Below are 22603 nucleotides of genomic sequence, written 5' to 3'. Positions count from 1 at the left end.
GCTTCAATATTTAGCGGGTATTTTATATTTTCTATATATTTATAATTTGGGTTCTTCATTTTTATAAAAAACATTTCTCTCAGCAAACGCTTTTAAAATTTTAAAATAAGTAACAGAATCTTCACTTTCCATATCAAATTGTTGAATAACATCTTCGGAGATTTTGCTGAATTCTTCTTTAAGTTTCAAGCCTTTTTCTGTTAATCTCACTTTCACTCTACGTTCATCTTCTTCCGTTCTAATACGATTAATAAGCTCTTTTTTCTCTAATCGTTTAATTATAGGACTTATCGTACCAGAATCTAAGTAGAGTTCATCACATAACGTTTTAATATAAACATTTTTATCATTTTCAATATAAAGTAATACAATATAATTAGGAAAGCTTATATCATACTGTTTTAAGTATTGATTAAAACGATTCACAATTTCTTTACTTGTTATATAAAATAAGTAACACATTTCTTTTCTTATTTGCCCGTTAGTGTCTGATGTCATTGTTCTCCCTCATTTCTTTTCATTATAATATTAATATACTTTAAAATAACAGTCAAATATATTTAAATGTTAATAAAGATTTTTTAAAACAACAAATAATCATCCATATTATAATGCACTATTGTATTAATACTAAATAATAATACCCTGATATTTAACATAAAAAAGATTAACTCTAACAGAAAAGTTAATCTCAGAACGAATCTAAAAAATAGATTATAGCGTTTTTATCTATCACATTACTTCAGTATATGTTTATTTTTGTATGAACTGCATCAATCAATAAAAATAGTACTTTGTGTCAATGATGTCTAGAAACCGCACGAGTCCAAATCTACAGCATAAAACTATGTTCTAGCTAATTACGTATGAAATAAATATAGTAAAATCGAATTTGTACTTGTGAAAAGCTCACAAAAAATATCGACAAAGTTTGATACTTTGTCGATATTATGTGATTAACCTTCAATAGAGAGCTAATATGATAATTCCTTACGGGAATTTAGGGAATTGGTCAAAATCAGGATCACGTTTTTCTTTAAACGCGTCTCTTCCTTCTTTTGCTTCATCCGTTGTATAGTAAAGTAATGTTGCATCGCCAGCCATTTGCTGAAGACCAGCTAATCCATCTGTGTCTGCATTCATAGCAGCTTTTAAGAATCTTAAAGCAGTTGGTGAATGTTTCTTAATGTCTTCACACCATTTAACAGTTTCATCTTCTACTTCGTCTAGTGGTACTACAGTATTTACTAACCCCATATCTAATGCTTCTTGTGCATTATATTGACGACATAAATACCAAATTTCACGTGCTTTTTTATGTCCTACGATACGCGCTAAATAGCCAGAACCATAACCAGCATCAAATGAACCTACTTTTGGTCCAGTTTGACCAAAGATAGCATTGTCTGCTGCTATTGTTAAATCACATACGACGTTTAATACATTTCCGCCGCCCACAGCATAACCTCTTACCATTGCGATAACTGGTTTTGGAATTACACGAATAAGCCTTTGTAAATCTAATACATTTAAACGAGGAACTTGATCTTCGCCCACATATCCACCATGGCCACGTACAGACTGATCTCCACCCGAACAAAAGGCTTTATCTCCCTCACCTGTTAAAATAATAACAGCAACACGTTGATCATCACGCGCTTTAGTAAATGCGTCCATCATTTCTTGAACCGTGTTTGGTGTAAATGCATTACGAACTTCAGGACGGTTAATTGTTACTTTAGCGATTCCATCGTAATATTCATACTTAATCTCTTTATATTCTTTAATTGTTTCCCACTGTCTAGTCATTTTGCTCCTCCTTTTGAATAAAACCTAATACTATTCTATCAAATTCTGCCATTACTTCCACATGAACAGTATGACCACTTTGTGCTATTTCAAAAAGTTCAGTTTGCGGTATGATTGAAACCATTTTTTGAGCAATCTCACAAAATTTACCATCCAAAGTTCCAACAATAATACATGTTGGGATTTGTATTTGACTCAATTCCGACCATAAATTGGGCATTTTTCCAGTACCATAATCTCTTAACGCTTTTGCTAATCGTGGTGCATTTTGGCGCATTCTCATATTACGAATACTTACTTTAGTTGCCTTATCTAAATCATATTGTGTATAAAAGAGTGGCAGTTTTTCCCAATCATTAACAAAAACTTCTAATCCAGCAATTTCTAACACTTTTGCACGTGCATTATCAACTTGTTGTCTTTCTATCTGTGCTGTTTTATCTTCGATGCCTGGAGAAGTACTTTCCAAAACAAGACCTGTCAATTTAGTGTTGCCATGAATTGCATGATACAACGCTATTCTACCACCCATTGAATAGCCATGTAAAAACAATTGATATCCTTTGAACACTTCTAGCGTTTCATCTAACTGTTGGTTGATAAATGGAAAATCCCATTCTTTATCAAACGGAGATTCATCTACACCATGTCCAGGCAAGTCAATCGTCACGATATTAACGTTTTTTTTCATTATTTTAATATGGTTATCAAATGCTTGATGATCACTAATAAAGCCATGTAGCATCACTAATAAATGCTTTGTTGATTGATTTGCTCGATAAAATTTATAATGTAACATTGATAATATCACTCAACTTTTTATAAAGTTTAAGATGTTGTTGCATGTTATCTTCTCTATGCGTCATAATTTCATAAATATGTGCGCCAAATTTGGATAACTCAGTGTATTTAAATGCTTCAATTGATTCAAAACGTTTAAATGTAAAATCGTAAAGTAGCGCAGTATGTTCAAAATCTAATCCAGTAGGTGTACCAAATAACCTTTCAAAATAGGCATCAGCTGTATCTTTCTGTGGTAAATAGGAAAAGATCCCCCCACCATCATTATTTAATAACACTATATTCAAGTTGATATCATTTAACTTAGACATAAGTAAGCCATTCATATCATGATAAAAGGCTAAATCACCAATCAACAATGTCACTTTCTTGTGTACCGCCATGCCTAATGCTGTTGAAGTAACACCATCGATACCGTTAGCGCCACGATTTGAATAGACCTCTGCTTCACAGTCAGTAAATAAGTTATCTACATCCCGAATTGGCATGCTATTACTCACGAATAATGCATCATTGGTTGTTAATTTGTCTAGTACATTTGCTACGTATGCCGCTTCATCTGTGGCAGTTCTTACATAATCTTTAATTTCAACTTTGGCATGTTTCTCTAATGATTGCCATTTTTCTAACCATTGCTTCCGTTCAACAGTAGTCGTCTCAGATAATTGTCTAAAGAAATCATTGGCAGACATCTCATAAGAAACATGAGGGGTTATTGGAAATGCATCTGGTCTATCGTTATTCTGCACTAAGATTTGAAATGCGTTCGTCTCTTTTAACCATTGATTTAATTTTTTAGAAATAACTGGTTTACCTACTCGAATTATAAAATCAACATCCACTTCCAGTCCGGCTCTATATAATAAATCATATGTTGTTATAACGTTAGGATGATGCTCACGACGTAATTGACTTAATGGGTCAGCAAGTATCGGCATGTCATGTATCGTCGCAAATGTGAGTATTTGATCTACATCTTGATGTTGCATATCACCAACAATAATAAGGCCTTTGCGTTTTTTAACAGTCACATTTATCTCATTGAGGCTTGTCGTTTTTTGATAATGTGGCATAATCTTCGTATCTGAAGTTAACCATTCAACTTTTTCTAAATCAGGTGTCAGTGGCTCTCTAAATGGCAAATTCAGATGAATTGGACCTCGATGCGGGCCATATAAATACTGACTCGCTTTTTGTAATTGGAATTTAACAGTATTCGTCATACAGTCTTGGTCATCACTACTATCAGCAATCGGGAAATCAAATTGATATTGTGTATAATTTGCAAACATATTTATTTGATTTATTGCTTGTGGTGCCCCAATGCCTCTGAGTTCATGTGGACGATCACTTGTTAATACCACTAATGGCAAATGACTCAAGCTACTTTCAGAAATGGCAGGTGTATAATTCGCAGCTGCACTACCAGATGTACAAAGAATCGCAACTGGTCGCTCACTGCCTTTCATTAATCCCATTGCAAAGAAAGCTGCACTACGTTCATCTGGATGGATCCAAGATTTCATTTTAGGATGTGCCTCAATTGCAATTGCCATTGGTGTTGAACGAGATCCTGGACTTATCACTATTTCTCTTATTCCGTATGCATATAATTCTGAAACAAAAGTAAATACCTGTTTTGTTAATGCAGTTGTATGGTTATTCATATTTCTCGACTCCTAATGCTTTCATCATTGGGCTAAATTTAACAGCAGTCTCTTCTACTTCACTATCTGCATCAGAATCTCTTACAATTCCACAACCAGCAAATAATGTTGCCTGATTTTTCTTAATTAACATAGACCTAATTGCAACGATAAATTCACAATCATCGTACATGTCAATATAACCTACTGGTGCGCCATAAAGTCCACGTGTTCCAAACTCATTTTGTTCAATATATTCAATTGCTTCCTCTTTTGGATAACCTCCAAGTGCCGGCGTCGGATGAAGATTATCTAATAAACCAATGTAAGATTCACTGATCAATTGCCCTTTAATTTTCGTATATAAATGATACAAATGATCATTTGTTAAAATTTGCGGCTTTTTATTGTACGTAATATTTTCTACATATAAATCAATGTCATTCAATATGCTATCTACTACAAAGCGATGTTCATTCAAATTTTTTTCATCGTTTAAAAATGCATTTATATTTTCATTATCTACATCATCTTGGTGGGTACGTTTAATCGTACCTGCAACTGCTTTTGTAGATAAGATTTCATCATTAATTTCCATTAATTGTTCAGGTGTTTGTGAAAAGAATACACTGTCTTGTGATTCTAATACAAATAAGTAACTATTATGTTCACCTTGTGTTGCTTGGTTTAAGATATATGGAATGTTTATATTTTTATCAAACATAATCAATCGTTTTCTTGCAAGCACAATTTTTTTATTTTCATCTAATATATCAATGGTATCTTTAACTAGATCACGCCACTCATCTTTATAAATATCCTCAATGCGTTTAATATCACCTTTTTCAAAATCTGGGCTAACATTTTCTTGAGTTAACTTATCTATAATCGCTAAAAATGAGTCAATTTCAAATTGAGCTGCTTCTACAGTATAGGTAATATACGTATTTCCTTTTTCCATAGTTACCAATACTTCAGGTAATATAAAATGATTAATACCAAATTCACGCCACTCATCTCCAGATTTATGTGTTGAAAATTGGAACCCACCACATATCTTTAAATGATGTCGTTCTGAATTTGGATGAATTAAATCAATATCACTTTTATATTTTTCCCATTCACGGAAAATAGATTGTTTACTTTCAAAGTCATTTTTAAATCTTTTAATAGCATGATAGCCAAAGAATGAAGTTTCGTTGTCATTTTTTTTAAAATAAAAACGGTCTCCTGCACTGTCTTCCGTAATATGGAATAATACAGTAGGATCTAATTCATAATTTAATTTTGCTTCTACAGAAACCCAAGTATGATTACTTTCGTATACCGCTTCGACAATTTCACTTTCCTTGACGTCCAAAGTCATCTATTTCACTTCTTTCATTTATCAGTTTACACTCATTATAATATTGTACCACTTTTCACAATGTGTGTATGGTATCTAGCCTATTTCATTTATATAATTTCTACGTTATTTGACCTTTACAAGTTCTTCCATTAAAATAAATTTGATAAAAAATATTTTAATATAAAAGAATTCGAGGTATAAAACTTTATGGCATCTCAATATCAACAATATTCTACTGTCAGAAAATACTGGCACTTAATGAGACCACATACTTTAACTGCTGCAGTGGTTCCAGTACTTGTTGGTACTGCTACTGCAAAAATATTCCTGCTCGGTAGTGAAGATCATCTAAACCTTGCTTTGCTCTTAGCCATGTTAATCGCTTGTTTATTAATACAAGCTGCGACAAACATGTTTAATGAATACTATGATTTCAAAAAAGGATTAGATGACCACACTTCTGTAGGAATTGGTGGTGCAATAGTTCGTAACGGCATGAGTCCTAAATTAGTCATGAATATAGCCATTTCATTTTATGTTATTGCTGCTTTACTAGGACTATTCATAGCCATCAACAGTTCATTCTGGCTCATACCAATTGGTCTCGTGTGCATGGCAATTGGCTATTTATACACGGGTGGGCCATTCCCTATTTCTTGGACACCATTTGGTGAAATATTCTCTGGCATTTTCATGGGTATGATTATTATTTTAATTTCATTCTTCATTCAAACAGGTAACTTACAAAGCCTAGTTGTTTGGATTAGTCTTCCAATTGTTATAACAATCGGTTTAATCAATATGGCCAATAATATTCGTGACCGTGTTAAAGACAAAGAAAGTGGTCGTAAGACATTACCTATTTTATTGGGTAAAAATAATTCTATACGCTTCTTAGCATTTATGTACATTGTTGCGTATGCATTAGTCATTTATATTACGTTCTTCCAACCTGGTGGTTCAATTTTCTTTTTACTTGCTTTACTGTCATTTCCACTACCAATCAAAGCTGTACGTAGGTTCAAAAAGAATGATACTCCAGCCACTATGATGCCAGCAATGGCTGCAACAGGAAAAACGAACACATTCTTCGGTCTACTATATGCACTTGGTATTTATATTAGTGCTCTGCTTGGCGGTATTTAATACATTTAGCAATAAACAAGCTTTAACTAAACGAATCAAATAAAGTAAGTATTACTTTTTCGATCTTCATACTCATGAAGGTCGATTTTTTGTTTTTTAACAGAGATAAAAACTCAGTCTTTTATATGTACCATGTGGTAATGCATATGACCATATAAATCGAATTCACTTGTAGGTTGGAATCCTAATTTTTTATAAACATGTAACGCACCATCATTGTGTAAGTCACAATTTAAGCTCCATTTTTCATCGGGATACGTTTCTAATACATGTTTAATTAATTTAGTAGCAACTCCTTGCCCTCTGTATTCTGGAAATGTAGCAACTGTTTCGATATAACATTCATCATCATTAGCTTCTTTCATTGGCATTGGCGTTCCATAAGCTCTAATATCTTCATCTAATTCCATATCTAACCAAGCTTTTTCAAATTCTAATTCTTTGTCGCCAGGGTATGCAATCAAGCAGCCAGCAATTTTACCGTTGATTTCGTATACCCACGTGTTACTATAATGGCCCCTATATTGCACATCAACCATACTTTGTTCCATAATTTTTAGTAGTCTCTCTTCTTCAGTATACTCCACTAAATCTATGTCTAATTGGCTCCAAATGATATAACATAATTTTGCAATTTCATGTTTATCGTTAGGTTTAGCTTTTCTAATCATTTGTATTCTCCTTAATATGTTTATTTAACTATATTATATATGAATTAAATAAAAAATTCGAAGTAATCATTGAATTTTTACGAGAATTCGTTTTTCATTAATTGTTTTCGATTGTTGTATTGATTAATATAAGAGATAATTAAGATAATAATTTTAAAATGAAAGGATTAGACATATGAAAGTAAATAAAGTCATTTACGTTATACTTGCATTTATACTTGGTTGGGGTGGCATTCATAAATTTTATTCAAATCAACTTTTACAAGGTATTATACATTTATTGTTCTTTTGGACAGGCATTCCATACGTTATCGCTATAATTAGTGGCATCATCACGATTTTCTTTAACAAAGCAGATGAAGACGGTCTTATTTCTTTTGAAAAATAAACACTATTTTATTAAAAGTTAAAGAACTTTTTACTTTCTCCAATATTTTATCTAGAATTGGGTAAAGAAACTATACAGCAAATTGAGCAAATTTGAATTGTAACTTAGGAGGATTAACAATGAAAAATATTATAACACGTGTATTCAGATCTGTAGTAGTAGGCTTTATTATTAAAGGCATTAAAAATTTAATAAGTAAAAAATAGATTTCACATATATTTAAGTTTACGAAAAAATAAAAAGCTAACCGTCTCTAAAATAAGAAACGGTTAGTTTTTTTTACATATGCACAAACCTATAAATATCAAAATAAATAAAAATTAAAAAATGCCCACCAAATGGTAAGTGGTTATATATTATTTTCTAATTGCTTTCATAATAAATGAAACAATTAGGATTAATACGATTGACCCAATTAATGCTGGTAAGATTGGAACGCCACCTAAGACTGGTCCCCAAGTGCCTAACAATTTACTACCAATAGCTGAACCGATTAATCCTGCAATAATGTTACCAATAATTCCACCTGGAATATCTTTACCTAAAATTGCGCCAGCTAACCAGCCAATTAAACCGCCTACTATAATCATAATAATAAAGCCCATATATATCTCTCCTATTTTCTTAGTTTACCACGTTGCATAGCTTACCACTTTTTTTGTTTATATACAACATCGTAAACAATATTTATTTTAAAAACAAAAATATTTTATAATGACTTTCTTATTTTTCTTACAACATCAAGATATATTTAATCACGCAAGATTTTGAATTAAAATCAAAAATTTATTACGTTTATTGCATCATAATCTTGGTGTTTATAATACACTTTTCCCTAACTAGTTATTTAAAAACATTATTATTATTTAAAATTTAAATATTTATACATTATAATTATTAATATACTTTTTTATTTTGACGTGTAAAAAACCTTCAAAGTTTTCACTTTCAGTGCCTACTTTGAAGGTTTGATTTATGCTCTTTTTTTATTTTTCAGTTTAGAACAACAAATAGCGTTACTTATAGTTCTTTAAATCGTTTAATTGTATCGCCTATTTCATCTCTTACACGTTGAAATTCTGACCACGCTTTACCTGCTGGGTCATCAAAGCCCCAATGTTCTTTTTTTACATTAGGCGGGATAACTGGACAATTATCATCAGCATCACTACAAAGTGTAACAACTAAATCAGACTGTTTTAAAATATTACTATCAATCATATCGGATGTATGGTTTGAAATATCAATGTTAACTTCTTTCATAGCATCTATAGCTTTAGGATTTACACCATGCGTTTCGATACCTGCTGAGTAAACATTCCATTCTTCACCGAGTATTTCTCTTCCCCAGCCTTCAGCCATTTGACTACGACAAGAATTACCAGTACATATAAAGTAAATTGTTTTTTTATTCATTTACTATTACCTCTCTTTTAGAAAATAATTAATGTTAAATATAAACCTAATAGGGTTACAAATAAGACAGGGATTGTGATAATAATTCCCGTTTTGAAATATACACCCCAAGATATTTTCACTCCTTTTTGAGTTAGCACGTGTAACCAAAGAAGTGTGGCTAAAGAGCCAATTGGTGTTATTTTAGGCCCTAAATCAGACCCAATAATGTTGGCATAAATCATGCCTTCTTTTAATATTCCTGTGGCGCTCGATTGACCAATTGCTATTGCATCTATTAATACAGTTGGCATGTTGTTCATAATAGATGAAAGAAATGCAGCTATAAAGCCCATGCCCATGATACTACTAAATAAACCGTAACTTGAAATATTGGTTAGTACATCACCAAGAAGTGTTGTAATACCCACATTTTTAAGACCAAATACGACGAGGTACATACCAATGGAGAATAAAACAATATTCCATGGTGCACCTTTAATTACTTGTTTCGTATGCACGGCTTTAGATTTACGCGCCAGTAATACAAATATTAAAGCAATGATACCAGCAATAATAGATACTGGAATATTTATAAACTCACTTATTAAATAACCAACGAGTAAGATAGCAAGTACAATCCATGAGATGTTAAAAAGCTTTTTATCTTTAATCGCTTCTCTTGGCTCTCTAATATTCACTTCGTTAAATTTGCCCGGAATAGACTTTCTAAAGTAAAGCCATAAAACAAAAATACTTGCGATCAACGAGAATATATTAGGTATAATCATTTTACTGAAGTACTCAATAAATCCAATGTCGAAATAGTCTGCAGAAACTATATTAACTAAATTACTAACAATAAGTGGTAATGAAGTTGTATCTGCTATAAAACCACTCGCAATAATAAATGGAAATATTGCTTTTTTATCAAAGCCTAAATTACGCACCATTGCTAAAACAATAGGCGTCAGTATTAAAGCAGCACCATCATTTGCAAAGAATGCTGCTACAACTGAACCCAATAGCATGATAAAGATAAACATTTTTAAGCCATTACCCTTTGATGCTCTGACCATATGTATAGCAGACCACTCAAAGAACCCAATTTCATCTAATATGAGTGAAATAAGAATAACTGCAACAAACGTTAAAGTCGCATTCCAAACGATCCCAGTAACTTCCAGTACATCTGAAAAACTCACAACACCAGTAATTATAGCCACTACAGCACCAATTAATGCAGTAATACCAATGTCTAAACCTTTAGGTTGCCAGATAACAAAAATTAACGTTAATACAAATATTGTGATTGCTAATATCGTCACCATTAACACTCACCTGACTTCATATCTTTACAAATACATAATTCATTTGAAGTATTTATTAGATTTAAACTTTGCTTAATTTGTTCAAATACATCGTGGTTAAGCTGATACATGCGCTTATTACCCAATTTTCGCGTAGTAATTAACTCACACTCTACCAATGATTTCATATGATGACTTAACGTTGGCTGCGAAAATTGAAAATGTTCCAATACATCACATGCGCATAATTCACCACAAGAAAGTAAATCCAAAATTTCTAACCTACTAGGGTCAGACAAAACTTTTAATACGACCGATAAGTCTTTATATGACAAGTTTATCTCTCCTCTCACAAATAAATAGAATATCATCTATATAGATGGTTGTCTATATTCAATTAATAATACCCTGCATTTTTAATTGAAAAAATGATTATGATATATTATAGTTAATACATCAAAAAAAATTGATTAATTAGAAAGGTGTAATCTATGGACGTTATAAAAAATGCAAACCATTTAAATGAAGATGACAGGTTAACCTATTATGAAAATATGTTCAACGCACTTGCCGACAAAAACCGTCTAAAAATACTTAATAAAATTAGTCAGAGTTCTAATAAATCACTATGTGTATGTGACTTAGAAGCGTTATTAGATTTAAAACAATCCAAACTTTCTTATCATTTAAAAAAATTAGTCGATGCACAAATTTTAATCCTTGAAAAGCATGGTACATGGAACTACTACAAAATCAACGAAGCACAAATTCAAGTCGTATTAACTGAAGATACCTGTTGTAAAATATTATAGTTTTTAACTTGTTTCACATTATGTTAATCAACCTTTTTTGATCAATATATCAATAAAAGTTGATTAATAAATTTAGAGGAGCTTCACTCATGACAGCGTCAATTATCGAATTCATAAAAACATTTTTAATGTTATTTTTTGAATTGCTAGCACTATTTATAGTTGTAAGTTTTATCGTAAGTTTAATTCAGCAACTCGTTTCAGAAGATAAAATACGAAGGTTATTGAGCAAACCTAACAAAGCAACTAACTATGTATTAGGAATGGCTTTTGGGGCTATCACACCATTTTGTTCTTGTTCTACTATTCCTATACTTGCTGGATTATTAAACTCAAAAGTTCCATTTGGTCCAGCTATGAGTTTCTTAATCGCTTCCCCACTCATGAATCCGCTCATGATATTTATGCTATGGATTCTATTAGGTTGGAAAGTTGCTGTTGTTTATTTTATTGTCATAGCGATTTTCAGTATTTTAACAGGTCTTGTATTTTCAAAAATGAATCTGTCAGAGAGTTATAAAGGCGTTACTGTTAAAGGCGATGGTTTCTTCTCAAATAAATCAGGATCTCGAGTTAAGCAAGCACTAAATGATGCATGGGCTTTCCTTTATCCAATGTTACCTTATTTAGTTTTTGGTGTATTTATAGGTGCGTTTATTTATGGATTTATTCCAGAAACATTTATAACTCAGTATGCAAGTGGCGATGGCGTTACCTCAGTTGTTATTGCTTCTATTATTGGTATTCCAATGTATATCAGACCAGAAACAATGCTTCCTATAGCTGAAGCATTAGTATCTAAAGGCATGTCATTAGGTACAGTGGTCGCGTTAATTATAGGTGGCGCAGGCACAAGTATTCCTGAAGTCGTATTATTATCCAAATTATTTAAAAAGAAATTTGTAATATCTTTTGTTATAGCAATTTTAGTCGTAGCAATTGCTACTGGTCTAATTGTTAACTTAATTGTTTAAGGAGGTGTAGTAAATGGGGCTCAAAGATGCATTAAAAAAATTAAAACCACAAGAACAATCGTGTTGTTCAGTAGAAATTGAAGAACATACGGATAAAAAAGAAGAAAACAACGAGGAAAAAGAAGAAAACAACGAAAATTATTGCTAATTTTTCAATTTTAAAGCGCTAAAAATATTAAATACTAATTAATAAAAGGAATCTTCTAAACTTATGGGAGATTCCTTTTTCATATATATCTATTACTCACTATAATATTATTAAATGTTAATTTATGGATTTACAAAATCTAAATTTTCAAAACAAAAAATACCGAAACCCTGTTAAGGACTTCGGTATTAAAAATCTTGTTTTTATTAACGGAAACGGAGAGATTCGAACTCTCGCGCCGCTTGCGCGACCTACACCCTTAGCAGGGGCGCCTCTTCAGCCAACTTGAGTACGTTTCCAATGGCTCCACAGGTAGGACTCGAACCTACGACCGATCGGTTAACAGCCGATAGCTCTACCACTGAGCTACTGTGGAATAATTGATATCTCAATCAAGCACAAATACTATTATATCAACTACAGAAAAATTTTCAAGTACCTTTAGCAAAAAAATATGCGGAATATTTACACTAAATTAATATAATATTCCACATATGACATTTTTACATTTAATTTTCGGAAATGTTTTGCTATTTATTTTCAAACAGAGAATATTTAGCTAATGCTTCATAAATATTTAATTGGGGTTTCGTATAGTCTATCGGAGATTCAGGATCAAAAGTAGCCACCCTAGCTGCTCTATCCATCATATAGTAATAATATATACCATTTAAGTATTGATGATGCATGCTATGTGCTGAAATATTAACAACTATAGTTTGATTATCGACAAATGTGACTTTACATTTTTTATCTTTTAAAGCTCTTATTGTTTGTACATAATGAATATTGATCCAAGTGTTTTCTTCTTTTCGGTCTGAATGTGTAGGAAAAAAATAAGTAGGAAATAAAGGAGTAAATAAAATTGGGGGTTTACTACTAATGCCTGTAATTCTCATTGTGTCTTCTTTTTTAAATACATAACTGCTGCCATAAAATCTACATGAACGATCTATAATCTTGTGTGTTCGTTCCTTTACGATATCACGCGACTCCTTATACCTTAATATATTAGTGCCTTCATTTTGTCCAATTGATAAATTACATGGTTGAAGAACCATATCACCCTTTTTAATAATGTATTGTTGAATCATAGCTGACGCCTCCTTAAAGCTTATGGTGATACTCAAATAATATAACACAAAGAATTTAAAATCAACTTATATTATAAAATATTTTATAAGTTTTCTGCAATTGATTTTTAGTTGTTATACTTTTGCATTTTCTCACTTTTTGAAAAGTTGCAAATTACACATATATTTTCGGAAAAGTCTGACTATTCATTGATTTCAAAAATAAAAGGCTGTATACTATATGTAAATATAGATAGAGGGGCTGTGTTGAAAATGAAAAACAATACAAATGTTAAATACAATTCATTAGAATCTTTTGTGTCAACGATCAATGATTTAGGTATTGAATTAATCATTGATGAGTCGTTAAGAAATGTCCGTAAGCAGCAGTTAGAACACCTCATTGATCATGCACTTAAGAATAAAAACGAGCAGGATTTCAAACGTTATACTGAAGAATACAGAAACCTGGAGGAATTTCTCGTTGGATAATTTAATCGATTGTTATTTAAAATAAGGTCTATTCCCTACTTACACTTATAAGTTAGAGAATAGGCCTTTTTGAGTTGCATTTATTCTTATTAATAACTCTTACTTATGACATTAATCTAATCAGTTCATGGCGCGCGATATCACCAAAATAATGGTAAATATCGTAGTTTGAAAATGCTTCTTCAATACTATCAAATTCGTGTAACGTACCTTCTAATGCATTTTCTAGTTCTGTAATGTCACCTTCACCAAAGAAATCTCCAAAAATTCTTGCATGTTCGATACGACCTTGTTTAACATCCAATTTAATTTGAACGAAGCCTTTATCAAATTTCTCTTCTCTTTCAAAGTTATATTTTGGGTTTCTACCATAATTCCAGTCCCAATTACGATATTTCTCATCACTCAATTTTTCAATATTTTTCCAATCTTCGTCTGTAAGTTGATATGTTTCGACTTGATTTGATTCACCAAAAATAGTTTTTAAGATAATCTCTTTAAAGTTATCGATATCAATAGGTGCCTCAAGAAATTCTGAAATATTTGCGACTCTGCTACGTACTGATTTAATCCCTTTAGATTTAATTTTCGCAGGATTAACTTTTAATGCGTTTTGAACTTCGCTCAATTCACTATTTAACATTAATGTACCGTGACTAAACATACGATCTTTCACTTTTACCATAGCATTGCCTGAAATTTTAGCTTGACCTACTTGAATATCATTTCTCCCAGTCATTTCAGCATCAACGCCAAGTGATTTTAATGCTTCAAGGATTGGTTCAGTAAATTTTTTAAAGTTATGGAAACTGTTACCATCATCATCTGTTATAAAACTGAAGTTTAAATTACCTTCATCATGATAAACAGCGCCCCCACCAGATATACGTCTCACAACATCAATATTATGTGCATCAATATATGGTTTGTTAACTTCTTCAATTGTATTTTGGTTTTTACCAATTATAATAGACGGTCTATTCACATAAAATAGAAAATAACTGTCATCTTTCGGCATATTTTTTAAAACATATTCTTCCATTGCTAAATTTAGCGTTGGATCTGTAATATCATTATTACTAATAAACTTCATCTATTGCACTCCTTTTTCCTATAAATATATCCTTACCTTATTTATGCTATATTTCCACTGAAAATGCCAATCATTCACTTTAAATATGATAAAAAGTTTCAAAATCTGTTTATATCGCACAATTTAATGGTTATTTGTTTATTTGTCTTAAGTTTTTTTGTATAATACTATCTAGTTAGCATTTCTAGGGAGGACTACAAATGACTGTTGCAGAAGTTGGAAATATAGTAGAATTTTATGATGGTTTAAAAGGCCGTGTAGAGAAAATTAATGATAATTCAGTAATTGTTGATTTAACGATTATGGAGAACTTTAATGATCTAGACTTACCTGAAAAAACTGTCATTAATCATAAGCGATATACAATCGTTGAACAAGAAGGATAGTAAAAAATGCATAGAATTTCAAAGGCTTTAATATGGTTTCTTTTAAGCTTTATTGTATTCCACATTATCCTCTACATTATGTGGGGAGAGAAACAAGAGTATTGGTATTTATATACCGGCATCATGCTCATAGCTGGTATTAGTTATATCTTTTATCAAAGAGATATAGAATCTAAGAGGTTACTTACTTCTCTAGGTGTCGGAATTGTTACTGGTATCGTATTAATTATTATTCAGCTGATTATTGCAGCAATTTCTTCGGATATAAAATATCTTGAATTAATTAAAGAATTAACACGAACAGGTGTATATTTTAAATGGCAAATGTTAATAACATTAGTCTTTGTTATACCTTGTCATGAACTTTATATGAGAACAGTTTTACAAAAAGAATTGATTAAATTAAACATACCAAGTTGGCTTAGTATTATAATTACGGCGCTTTGCTCAGCTTCATTATTCTACTATCTAGATAATTTATGGATTGTTTTCTTCATCTTCATCGTACAAATTGCACTCTCAATAAGCTACTTTTATACGCGTAGAATTGCTACTACTGTAATTGCACAAATTGTTGCAGTTGTAATTCTATTAATATTCCACGCTTAACCTATTGTAGAACTTTACACGTTCTACTAAAAATTAAAAACTGGAAGGGAGTGAGACATGTATTATGTCTCATCCTCTTCCAGTTTTTTGTGTTATATGAAATGACTACGTTTAATAGGCAAACCTTTTTTAGTTAATCCAACACGATTTCATACGAGACGCCTACCGAATTCGAACGATCAAGCACGAGTCGAAGACTACAGATTAAGGCTGTGCCTTATGTAAGCGAGTATGAAATAGTATTTATATTATAATCTTTTAATCTATGTTATTACATTAAAGCTTTGTTTTTGGTTTATTTTATAATGTGCATTCTTCAAATTTCTAGATATTAATTCTACCATTGTGATTTCTCCAGTTTCGTGAATAACTGCATTTTCTAAATACTGTCTATAATTTCTATAACAATAATCTGTCATGCTTACACGATACATATGATTCAGCCTAATGTTTTTTAAATTAACACGATTAAATGGATCAGCGTTCATATCTATCGTATAATCCACACCTTGCCAAAAAGTACATAATGTTTCATCAATAATTGTTAAACTAAGTTCGCCTTGGCTAAATTCTATATGTGAATAGCCATATTCTAGAATGTCTTTAATTTGCTGCCCTTTTATAGTTAAATCAACTGGCACGTCAGGATGCGGATATGCTTTATATAATGTTTTATTGGTAACTGTTGCCTCTAAGCCTTCTTCTCCACTAGTAGGTAAGTGTACACATGAAATATCATAATCAAACTCTGAGCGAATACCGTCGTGTAAAAGTTGTGTAAAAGGATGTGGTTTTGTAATAACATCTGCTAAACCATTTACTTGAGCAGAAAGAGGTGTAACATTTAAAACTTCTTCGCCCCAATGTTCAACTGTTTTTCTATCATAAAATGTTAAATTTAGTAAATCCTCGTCTTCTTTATACTCGTTTAAATCAACAATTTGTGACTCGACATCTTCTAACTCATATGAGGTAGTTCTTTGCTTAAAGTTAATTTTTACATGGACTAATTGTTCTGCATTTTGACCTGCTTGTACATACAGTGTTTGATCATCTCTACCAATAAAGGTTTGATGTTGATGACCGGTGATCAGTAAATCAATAACACCTAATGATTGCATAATTTTTTCCGCTTCATTCACGTTTTGTTCGCGTTCATTTGCTGATTTATTAAGTTGGTTTATACCACCATGATATATGACTATGAGAAAATCTGGCATTTCAGTTTCATGAATAAAGCGAATCCACCTTTTAGAAGCCACTAAAGTTTTATCAATTTGCAACTCATTTTCCATTTCAAAGTGTTCACGGTTCATCAATCCATCTGAAGTCAATCCAACAATAGCTATCTTGACGCCTTCTATTTCTTTTATCGTATATGGTGTAGAAAAATAAGGTTCTCGTGTACGCTTATATTCAATATTCGCCGATAACCATGGGAACCTGGATAAAGAGACTGCTCTTGAAAAGAAGGATAAACCAAATTTAAATTCATTAGGACTGATACCACTTGCATCATATTGCATAGCATTCATCAATTTTATCATAGGATGACGCTTATATGGCGCAACAACAGCATAATAAAATGCAGCCAATGAACCAGCCAAACTACCGCCACTGTCCAACAAAATCACATGTTCATTTTCTTTTCTTTTCGTTTTAACATAAGTACCTGCTCTATATATATTAGAACCATGATCCCCATTTAGAAAATGACTGTGCATATCTGAAGTTGTGATAACATCTATTGTAATTCTCTCACTTTTTTTCATATGCCTCTCCCCTCATTTCCTTCAGTTTAACATGTTTCTAAATACCCATGATAGCAAAAGGAAATATTACATTCTTAGAATTTTAATAATTTGAGAAACCTTGCTGAAACTATTCAACAACCTTCTATATTTAAAAGTTATACGCTATTTTATGAATTATTAAAACAAAAACCCTCTCTTGCAATTTCACAAGAAAGGGTTTAACTATAACTTAACCAATTTGGATACGTTCTTTCGGATAATGGTTTTTATCTGGCTCTCTACGGCCACCAATCATAATAATGAAACTGATAAGCCCTACACGGCCAATAAACATCAGTATCATCAACACAACCTTACTCATTCCGCTTATGTCATCAGTAATACCTAACGATAGTCCACATGTCCCAAACGCTGACATTACCTCGAAAAATGCTTGTAGAAATGATATCTTGCCATTTTCGACCACAAGTATCGTAATCGCACCTGCAAAAGTGAGTATACCTGCCATCGTAAAAACAGCAAATGAGCGTTGTACATCTGTGGTATGAATTTCACGATTAAATGCTTTAATCGAAGTTTTTTCATTATTATTGCTAAAGTTCAATAAGAATAAGATTAAGATTGCAAAAGTAGTCGTTCTGATACCACCACCTACTGAACTTGGAGAAGAGCCAATAAACATTAAGAGACTCATAATAACATTCGTACCTTCTCCAAAATCACTTACATCAATGGTTTGTAATCCCGCACTTCTCGTAGTTGCAGATTGGAACAGTGCGTAAAACAATGATTTATGCCACGTCATATTTTGAAAAGCATGATTATGTTCAAATAATAAAATAATTATAGCACCAAATACAAACAATACTAAGTAAGTCATTGTTGTAATTTTTGCGAATAATGAAAACCTAAAATTAGGTATTCTATTTTTAATATATGCTTTAACTTCTATTAATACCGGAAAACCTATAGATCCTAAAATAATCAAAAACATAACAATAGTCTGAACAAAATAATCATTGGCATAGGGAATTAACGATTGTCCTGTAATGTCTAAACCGCCGTTTGTCGTTGCAGATACAGCTACAAACATGCCCTGCATAATTGCATATTGCAGATCTGGGTTATCTCTGTAAAAATAGAATGCTAATAATGAGGCACCAACAAGTTCTATAATTAGAATTGTACGGACAATATCTAGAATCAATTTAACTGTACCACTCATTGTATCTTTATTATTATCAAGCATAATGAGCTGACGTTCACGCATGCCAATATGTTTTCCTAAAAAAACCCATAACATCGTACCTATGGCCATGACACCAATACCACCAATATTTAGAATAATCATTATTATGATTTGTCCAAAAGTAGTATATGTCTCGACGATATTAACAGGTGATAAACCGGTCACACTCACGCCTGAAACTGCTACAAACAAGGAATCAATTGGATTAACATTGACGCCAGATTTATGAACAAATGGCAAATTAAGCAATAAAAATGCCACGATAATTGCTACAATATAATACATCACTATCCCTTGTTGAGGGCTTGATTTTTTTAACAATTGATTGAAAATGGACAACGTTTATTCACCCCAACGTTACTTCAATTTAATCTTGATATCCTTAAGCTTACCATCTCTGTATATTTTAGCTGGTAATGTATCCAAATCATCTTTATGGTTAAAAATAACTTGTCTATATCTTAGATTATCTTCTAATTCTTTACCATCTAATTCTACTATTACATCATTTTTTTGCAACCCAGATTTTTCACCTGTTGAATTTTCTTTAACTTCACCAATTATTACACCTGATTTTACATCTTCAGGTAATTTTAATGATTGACGCGCTTCATCATCTATATCGGCCACATTCATGATGCGAATGCCTGTATTAGGATATTTGACTTCACCTTTAGCTTCAAGTTCTTTTGCTATTGATTCAGCTTGATTTACTGGAATTGCAAAAGCAATACCTTCTACATTATCCATATCAATCTTTAATGATGCAATGCCTATTAATTTACCATCTCTATTAATCACACCACCGCCTGAGTTACCAGGGTTTACTGGTGCATCGATTTGAAATGCATCCATCAATACATCATATTGTTCATCTTTATCAATATCTGCAGGTATATGACGATTAAGGCCTGATACGATACCTTCTGAAACACTACCTTTAAAATCAACGCCTAGCGGATTTCCTACAACAATGATGGGTTCACCTAATACTAAGGTGCTTGAATCTCCCATTTTGATTGGTTTAACATCGCTCCCTGACTTAACTTTAGCTTTTACTACCGCAATATCAGAAAATTTATCTGTACCAATGACTTTTCCTATCGAGTAATCTCCATTACCATATGTAATCTTTTGTTCTTCCTTATCTCCTACTACGTGCGCATTTGTCATGATAAAAATAGAGTCGCCTACTTTTTTGTAGACGACACCTGATCCTAACTCATTTTCTTTACCTGCTTCTTGTGTCTCTTTCTCTGCAGAAGAACCTTTGTTGCTTGTATCATTCTCAACCGTTACTACTGAATGCGTAGCACTATTTGCGCTCTTCATAGTTGCTGTATATGCCTTTTCTTTACCATTATTACTTTGGAAGATACTATCCTTTTCATTACCGTTTTGATCAACATTAGTAAATATTGCATTCATCAAAGTTAATAATAGTATAACTGCAATAACAATAAGTACCTTAGGCCAATGTTTCTTAAAGAAATATTTAACTCTATCAACACCACTTAATTGTCCATGTTGATTGGCGTGACTCGGTTCTTTTTGTTGAGATTTATACTTATTACGCTCTGTTGTTTGTTCTTTTTCCCGTTCTTTTACATCTACATCATCCTCTTCAATGTACTGTTCAACTCGGGATTGTTGCGCTTCTTCTGAATAAAAGTTATCTTCTTCGCCAATTTTCGACGGCTGATTCTTTGATAACGCTCCCTTGTCACTAACCACATTATCATTTTCTTTATTATCTCGACGATAATCTGTAACTAGCTCAGAATTACTATGCGTATGATGAATAGCATTTTGTTTCTGTGGGTGACTTGTAGACTGTTCTTTATCTGATGTCTGTTTATCGCTTGTTGTATTTATGTCTTCTTTAGAACTACTTTGTTTAGCCATCAAAGCTTGTTGCTGTTGAATCTCTTCTTGTGTTAGCTTTTCGATACGTGCTTTTCTTAAATTTTCTTTCACACGTTCCTCATTATTTTTGGCTAATTTTTGCGCTTTTTCTTCGCGCTGTTCTCTGGCCTCATGCTCTAAATGTAGACGTTGTTCACGTTCTTCATTATGAAAAAACTCACGTCGTTTACGTCCGTATTTTTCTTTAGGAATGACGTGTTTTTTATTTTGAGTCACCATAATCCCCCCTAATCTTACATAAATCTTCACTCTCTATTATGACATAACATAAAAGATAATTCTTCCTTATTTTCTTTTATAAAAATAGATATATTCTGATTATAATCACTTTCTCCTTAAATTTCTAACTTTAAATGAAATTCTTGAATATTCAGACTCATGCTTACTGAATTTTGGTAACCTACAATATTAAAATATCTTCATAATACTTTATTATTGCCACATCTTTTACATAAAAAAACTGGAAAAACTCTATGAGCTTTTCCAGTTAATCCAATATTTACTTTTGATTTTCTTTTTTCTTGTTATTTCGTAATGAAGTTAACCAACCAATAACTACTAATAATATCATGACAGTCCAGAAAATAGATTGCCATAACGTACTATGTGGGAAGTGTTCAGGTAAAACAGCGATTTCTTCATGCGCGAGCACCATGACCACTAATTTAACACCTACCCAACCAACAATAGCAAAAGCTGCGCCTTCTAAACCTGGATATTTGTTTAATAAGTTTACAAACCATGTTGCAGCGAAACGCATAATTACAACACCCAACATACCACCTATGAACATAACTGCAAACTGACCTAAGTCCATACCACCGAAGTGAATACCAACAGCAGGTAATGTCACTGCGATTGCTAGGGCTGCAAGCATTGAATCAATAGCAAATGCGATATCTGCGAATTCAACTTTTAATACAGTACCCCAAAACTCTTTAGGGCTTGCGTGAATTTCTCCACCATCTTCATCAAAGTGGTGATCATCTCCAGCTTCTTGTTCTTCCTTATCTTTCTCCTTAAAGAAGGATATCAAATTGCTAATGGACATATATAATAGATATAGTGCGCCAAGTGCTTGTATCCACCAAAGATTTGCGATAATACTGATTAAGAATAATGAGATAAAACGGAATATTAATGCGCCTAGCAAACCATAAAACAAAGCTTTTTTACGTTGCTCAGGCGGTAAATGTTTAACCATAACTGCCATAACTACGGCATTATCTGCAGCCAATAGTCCTTCTAAAAATACTAGAACAACGAGCACCCATAAATAAGGTAAAATCATACTTGGATCCATATAGGACAACTCCTTAATTTTTTTAACATAAAAATAGAGACCTAAGCTAAGTTAGTGTATTATCGCTATTAAATTTAATTCACTTAGTTTTTATACACTAAAGAACAAATCGATCGCGTTATTCACTATTAGCAAAGGTCTCACTCGACAGTTTGTATCTGCCCATTTTACCGGAAGCAATCAAGCTTCGTAATGACGATAAAATGACTATGTTAAAAAGAGATATAAAGTGTGTTTCTTAAGCATATAAATGCATGCTTCATATATCTT

24 protein-coding genes and 2 tRNA genes are annotated in these 22603 nt (G+C 32.1%); 8 read left to right on the top strand and 18 right to left on the bottom strand.

The window, feature by feature from the left end; genetic code table 11:
* Window positions 1-39: 39 nt before the first annotated feature.
* The 5 genes from M4L39_RS07590 to M4L39_RS07570 all read right to left on the bottom strand — a co-directional run bounded on the left by M4L39_RS07590 (window position 40) and on the right by M4L39_RS07570 (window position 5622).
* Window positions 40-498 carry a MarR family winged helix-turn-helix transcriptional regulator gene (locus M4L39_RS07590; protein WP_277581492.1) on the bottom strand — a complete coding sequence of 153 codons (459 nt, stop codon included), beginning with the start codon at window positions 496-498 and terminating at the stop codon, window positions 40-42.
* Between the two features lie 492 nt (window positions 499-990).
* On the bottom strand, window positions 991-1809 hold the full coding sequence (menB, locus tag M4L39_RS07585) for a 1,4-dihydroxy-2-naphthoyl-CoA synthase (RefSeq protein WP_277581491.1): 819 nt from the start codon (window positions 1807-1809) through the stop codon (window positions 991-993).
* Entirely contained in the window at window positions 1802-2608 is an 807-nt protein-coding gene (gene menH, locus M4L39_RS07580) for a 2-succinyl-6-hydroxy-2,4-cyclohexadiene-1-carboxylate synthase (protein WP_277581490.1), read from the bottom strand. The genes menB and menH overlap by 8 nt, the downstream gene beginning before the upstream one ends.
* A complete protein-coding gene (menD, locus tag M4L39_RS07575) occupies window positions 2595-4277 on the bottom strand; it encodes a 2-succinyl-5-enolpyruvyl-6-hydroxy-3-cyclohexene-1-carboxylic-acid synthase (RefSeq protein ID WP_277581489.1) in 1683 nt (560 codons plus the stop codon). Before menD ends, menH begins: the two co-directional genes overlap by 14 nt.
* On the bottom strand, window positions 4270-5622 hold the full coding sequence (locus M4L39_RS07570; protein WP_277581488.1) for an isochorismate synthase: 1353 nt from the start codon (window positions 5620-5622) through the stop codon (window positions 4270-4272). The genes menD and M4L39_RS07570 overlap by 8 nt, the downstream gene beginning before the upstream one ends.
* Window positions 5623-5811: 189 nt before the next feature.
* On the opposite strand from M4L39_RS07570, the gene M4L39_RS07565 reads away from it, so the two are divergent.
* Window positions 5812-6750, top strand: a complete 939-nt coding sequence (locus tag M4L39_RS07565) for a 1,4-dihydroxy-2-naphthoate polyprenyltransferase (protein ID WP_277581487.1) — start codon at window positions 5812-5814, stop codon at window positions 6748-6750.
* A gap of 113 nt (window positions 6751-6863) precedes the next feature.
* Here M4L39_RS07565 and M4L39_RS07560 read toward each other — a convergent pair whose 3' ends face one another.
* Complete coding sequence (locus tag M4L39_RS07560; protein WP_277581486.1) at window positions 6864-7421, bottom strand: GNAT family N-acetyltransferase; 558 nt, start codon at window positions 7419-7421, stop codon at window positions 6864-6866.
* A 175-nt stretch (window positions 7422-7596) separates the two neighbouring features.
* Here M4L39_RS07560 and M4L39_RS07555 point away from each other — a divergent pair, with 175 nt between their 5' ends.
* Complete coding sequence (locus M4L39_RS07555) at window positions 7597-7809, top strand: TM2 domain-containing protein (protein WP_277581485.1); 213 nt, start codon at window positions 7597-7599, stop codon at window positions 7807-7809.
* 356 nt (window positions 7810-8165) lie between these two features.
* Here M4L39_RS07555 and M4L39_RS07550 read toward each other — a convergent pair whose 3' ends face one another.
* The 4 genes from M4L39_RS07550 to M4L39_RS07535 form a co-directional block, all read right to left on the bottom strand.
* On the bottom strand, window positions 8166-8414 hold the full coding sequence (locus M4L39_RS07550; protein WP_277581484.1) for a GlsB/YeaQ/YmgE family stress response membrane protein: 249 nt from the start codon (window positions 8412-8414) through the stop codon (window positions 8166-8168).
* A gap of 415 nt (window positions 8415-8829) precedes the next feature.
* The gene (arsC, locus tag M4L39_RS07545) at window positions 8830-9225 is read right to left on the bottom strand and encodes an arsenate reductase (thioredoxin) (protein ID WP_277581483.1); all 396 of its coding nucleotides are present in this window, start codon (window positions 9223-9225) and stop codon (window positions 8830-8832) included.
* Window positions 9226-9242: 17 nt separating this feature from the next.
* A complete protein-coding gene (gene arsB, locus M4L39_RS07540) occupies window positions 9243-10535 on the bottom strand; it encodes an arsenite efflux transporter membrane subunit ArsB (protein ID WP_277581482.1) in 1293 nt (430 codons plus the stop codon).
* Window positions 10535-10849 carry an ArsR/SmtB family transcription factor gene (locus M4L39_RS07535; RefSeq protein ID WP_277581481.1) on the bottom strand — a complete coding sequence of 105 codons (315 nt, stop codon included), beginning with the start codon at window positions 10847-10849 and terminating at the stop codon, window positions 10535-10537. Before M4L39_RS07535 ends, arsB begins: the two co-directional genes overlap by 1 nt.
* 156 nt (window positions 10850-11005) lie before the next feature.
* Between M4L39_RS07535 and M4L39_RS07530 the strand changes: the two genes are divergently transcribed.
* The 3 genes from M4L39_RS07530 to M4L39_RS07520 all read left to right on the top strand — a co-directional run bounded on the left by M4L39_RS07530 (window position 11006) and on the right by M4L39_RS07520 (window position 12448).
* Window positions 11006-11326 (top strand): ArsR/SmtB family transcription factor, encoded by a 321-nt coding sequence (locus M4L39_RS07530; RefSeq protein ID WP_277581480.1) that lies wholly within the window; start codon window positions 11006-11008, stop codon window positions 11324-11326.
* 89 nt (window positions 11327-11415) lie between these two features.
* Window positions 11416-12300 carry a permease gene (locus M4L39_RS07525; protein WP_277581479.1) on the top strand — a complete coding sequence of 295 codons (885 nt, stop codon included), beginning with the start codon at window positions 11416-11418 and terminating at the stop codon, window positions 12298-12300.
* Window positions 12301-12313: 13 nt separating this feature from the next.
* Entirely contained in the window at window positions 12314-12448 is a 135-nt protein-coding gene (locus M4L39_RS07520) for an alcohol dehydrogenase (protein ID WP_277581478.1), read from the top strand.
* A 210-nt stretch (window positions 12449-12658) separates the two neighbouring features.
* Here the strand turns inward: M4L39_RS07520 and M4L39_RS07515 are convergent.
* The 3 genes from M4L39_RS07515 to M4L39_RS07505 form a co-directional block, all read right to left on the bottom strand.
* Window positions 12659-12747, bottom strand: a tRNA-Ser gene (locus M4L39_RS07515).
* 2 nt (window positions 12748-12749) lie between these two features.
* Window positions 12750-12824: transfer RNA gene (locus tag M4L39_RS07510), tRNA-Asn, on the bottom strand.
* A gap of 154 nt (window positions 12825-12978) precedes the next feature.
* Complete coding sequence (locus M4L39_RS07505; protein ID WP_277581477.1) at window positions 12979-13542, bottom strand: competence protein ComK; 564 nt, start codon at window positions 13540-13542, stop codon at window positions 12979-12981.
* 252 nt (window positions 13543-13794) lie between these two features.
* On the opposite strand from M4L39_RS07505, the gene M4L39_RS07500 reads away from it, so the two are divergent.
* The gene (locus tag M4L39_RS07500) at window positions 13795-14013 is read left to right on the top strand and encodes an IDEAL domain-containing protein (protein WP_069818212.1); all 219 of its coding nucleotides are present in this window, start codon (window positions 13795-13797) and stop codon (window positions 14011-14013) included.
* A gap of 103 nt (window positions 14014-14116) precedes the next feature.
* Here M4L39_RS07500 and M4L39_RS07495 read toward each other — a convergent pair whose 3' ends face one another.
* Window positions 14117-15106 carry a lipoate--protein ligase gene (locus M4L39_RS07495; RefSeq protein WP_277581476.1) on the bottom strand — a complete coding sequence of 330 codons (990 nt, stop codon included), beginning with the start codon at window positions 15104-15106 and terminating at the stop codon, window positions 14117-14119.
* Between the two features lie 200 nt (window positions 15107-15306).
* Here M4L39_RS07495 and M4L39_RS07490 point away from each other — a divergent pair, with 200 nt between their 5' ends.
* Together M4L39_RS07490 and M4L39_RS07485 are read left to right on the top strand one after the other, a co-directional pair.
* Window positions 15307-15492, top strand: coding sequence for a YkvS family protein (locus M4L39_RS07490; RefSeq protein ID WP_002508073.1), 186 nt, complete (start codon window positions 15307-15309; stop codon window positions 15490-15492).
* A gap of 6 nt (window positions 15493-15498) precedes the next feature.
* On the top strand, window positions 15499-16101 hold the full coding sequence (locus M4L39_RS07485; RefSeq protein ID WP_277581475.1) for a CPBP family glutamic-type intramembrane protease: 603 nt from the start codon (window positions 15499-15501) through the stop codon (window positions 16099-16101).
* 263 nt (window positions 16102-16364) lie between these two features.
* Here M4L39_RS07485 and M4L39_RS07480 read toward each other — a convergent pair whose 3' ends face one another.
* The 4 genes from M4L39_RS07480 to M4L39_RS07465 form a co-directional block, all read right to left on the bottom strand.
* Window positions 16365-17873, bottom strand: a complete 1509-nt coding sequence (locus tag M4L39_RS07480; protein WP_277581474.1) for a bifunctional metallophosphatase/5'-nucleotidase — start codon at window positions 17871-17873, stop codon at window positions 16365-16367.
* Window positions 17874-18084: 211 nt separating this feature from the next.
* Complete coding sequence (locus M4L39_RS07475; protein WP_277581473.1) at window positions 18085-19443, bottom strand: TrkH family potassium uptake protein; 1359 nt, start codon at window positions 19441-19443, stop codon at window positions 18085-18087.
* Window positions 19444-19461: 18 nt separating this feature from the next.
* Window positions 19462-21246: a S1C family serine protease gene (locus tag M4L39_RS07470; RefSeq protein WP_277581472.1), complete on the bottom strand. Its 1785-nt coding sequence runs from the start codon at window positions 21244-21246 to the stop codon at window positions 19462-19464.
* 283 nt (window positions 21247-21529) lie between these two features.
* Window positions 21530-22333, bottom strand: a complete 804-nt coding sequence (locus M4L39_RS07465) for a TerC family protein (protein ID WP_277581471.1) — start codon at window positions 22331-22333, stop codon at window positions 21530-21532.
* Between the last annotated feature and the right edge of the window lie 270 nt (window positions 22334-22603).

It is taken from the genome of Staphylococcus equorum, assembly GCF_029531845.1.
Classification (GTDB): domain Bacteria; phylum Bacillota; class Bacilli; order Staphylococcales; family Staphylococcaceae; genus Staphylococcus; species Staphylococcus equorum_C.
This window is presented reverse-complemented; position numbering and strand designations above follow the sequence as displayed.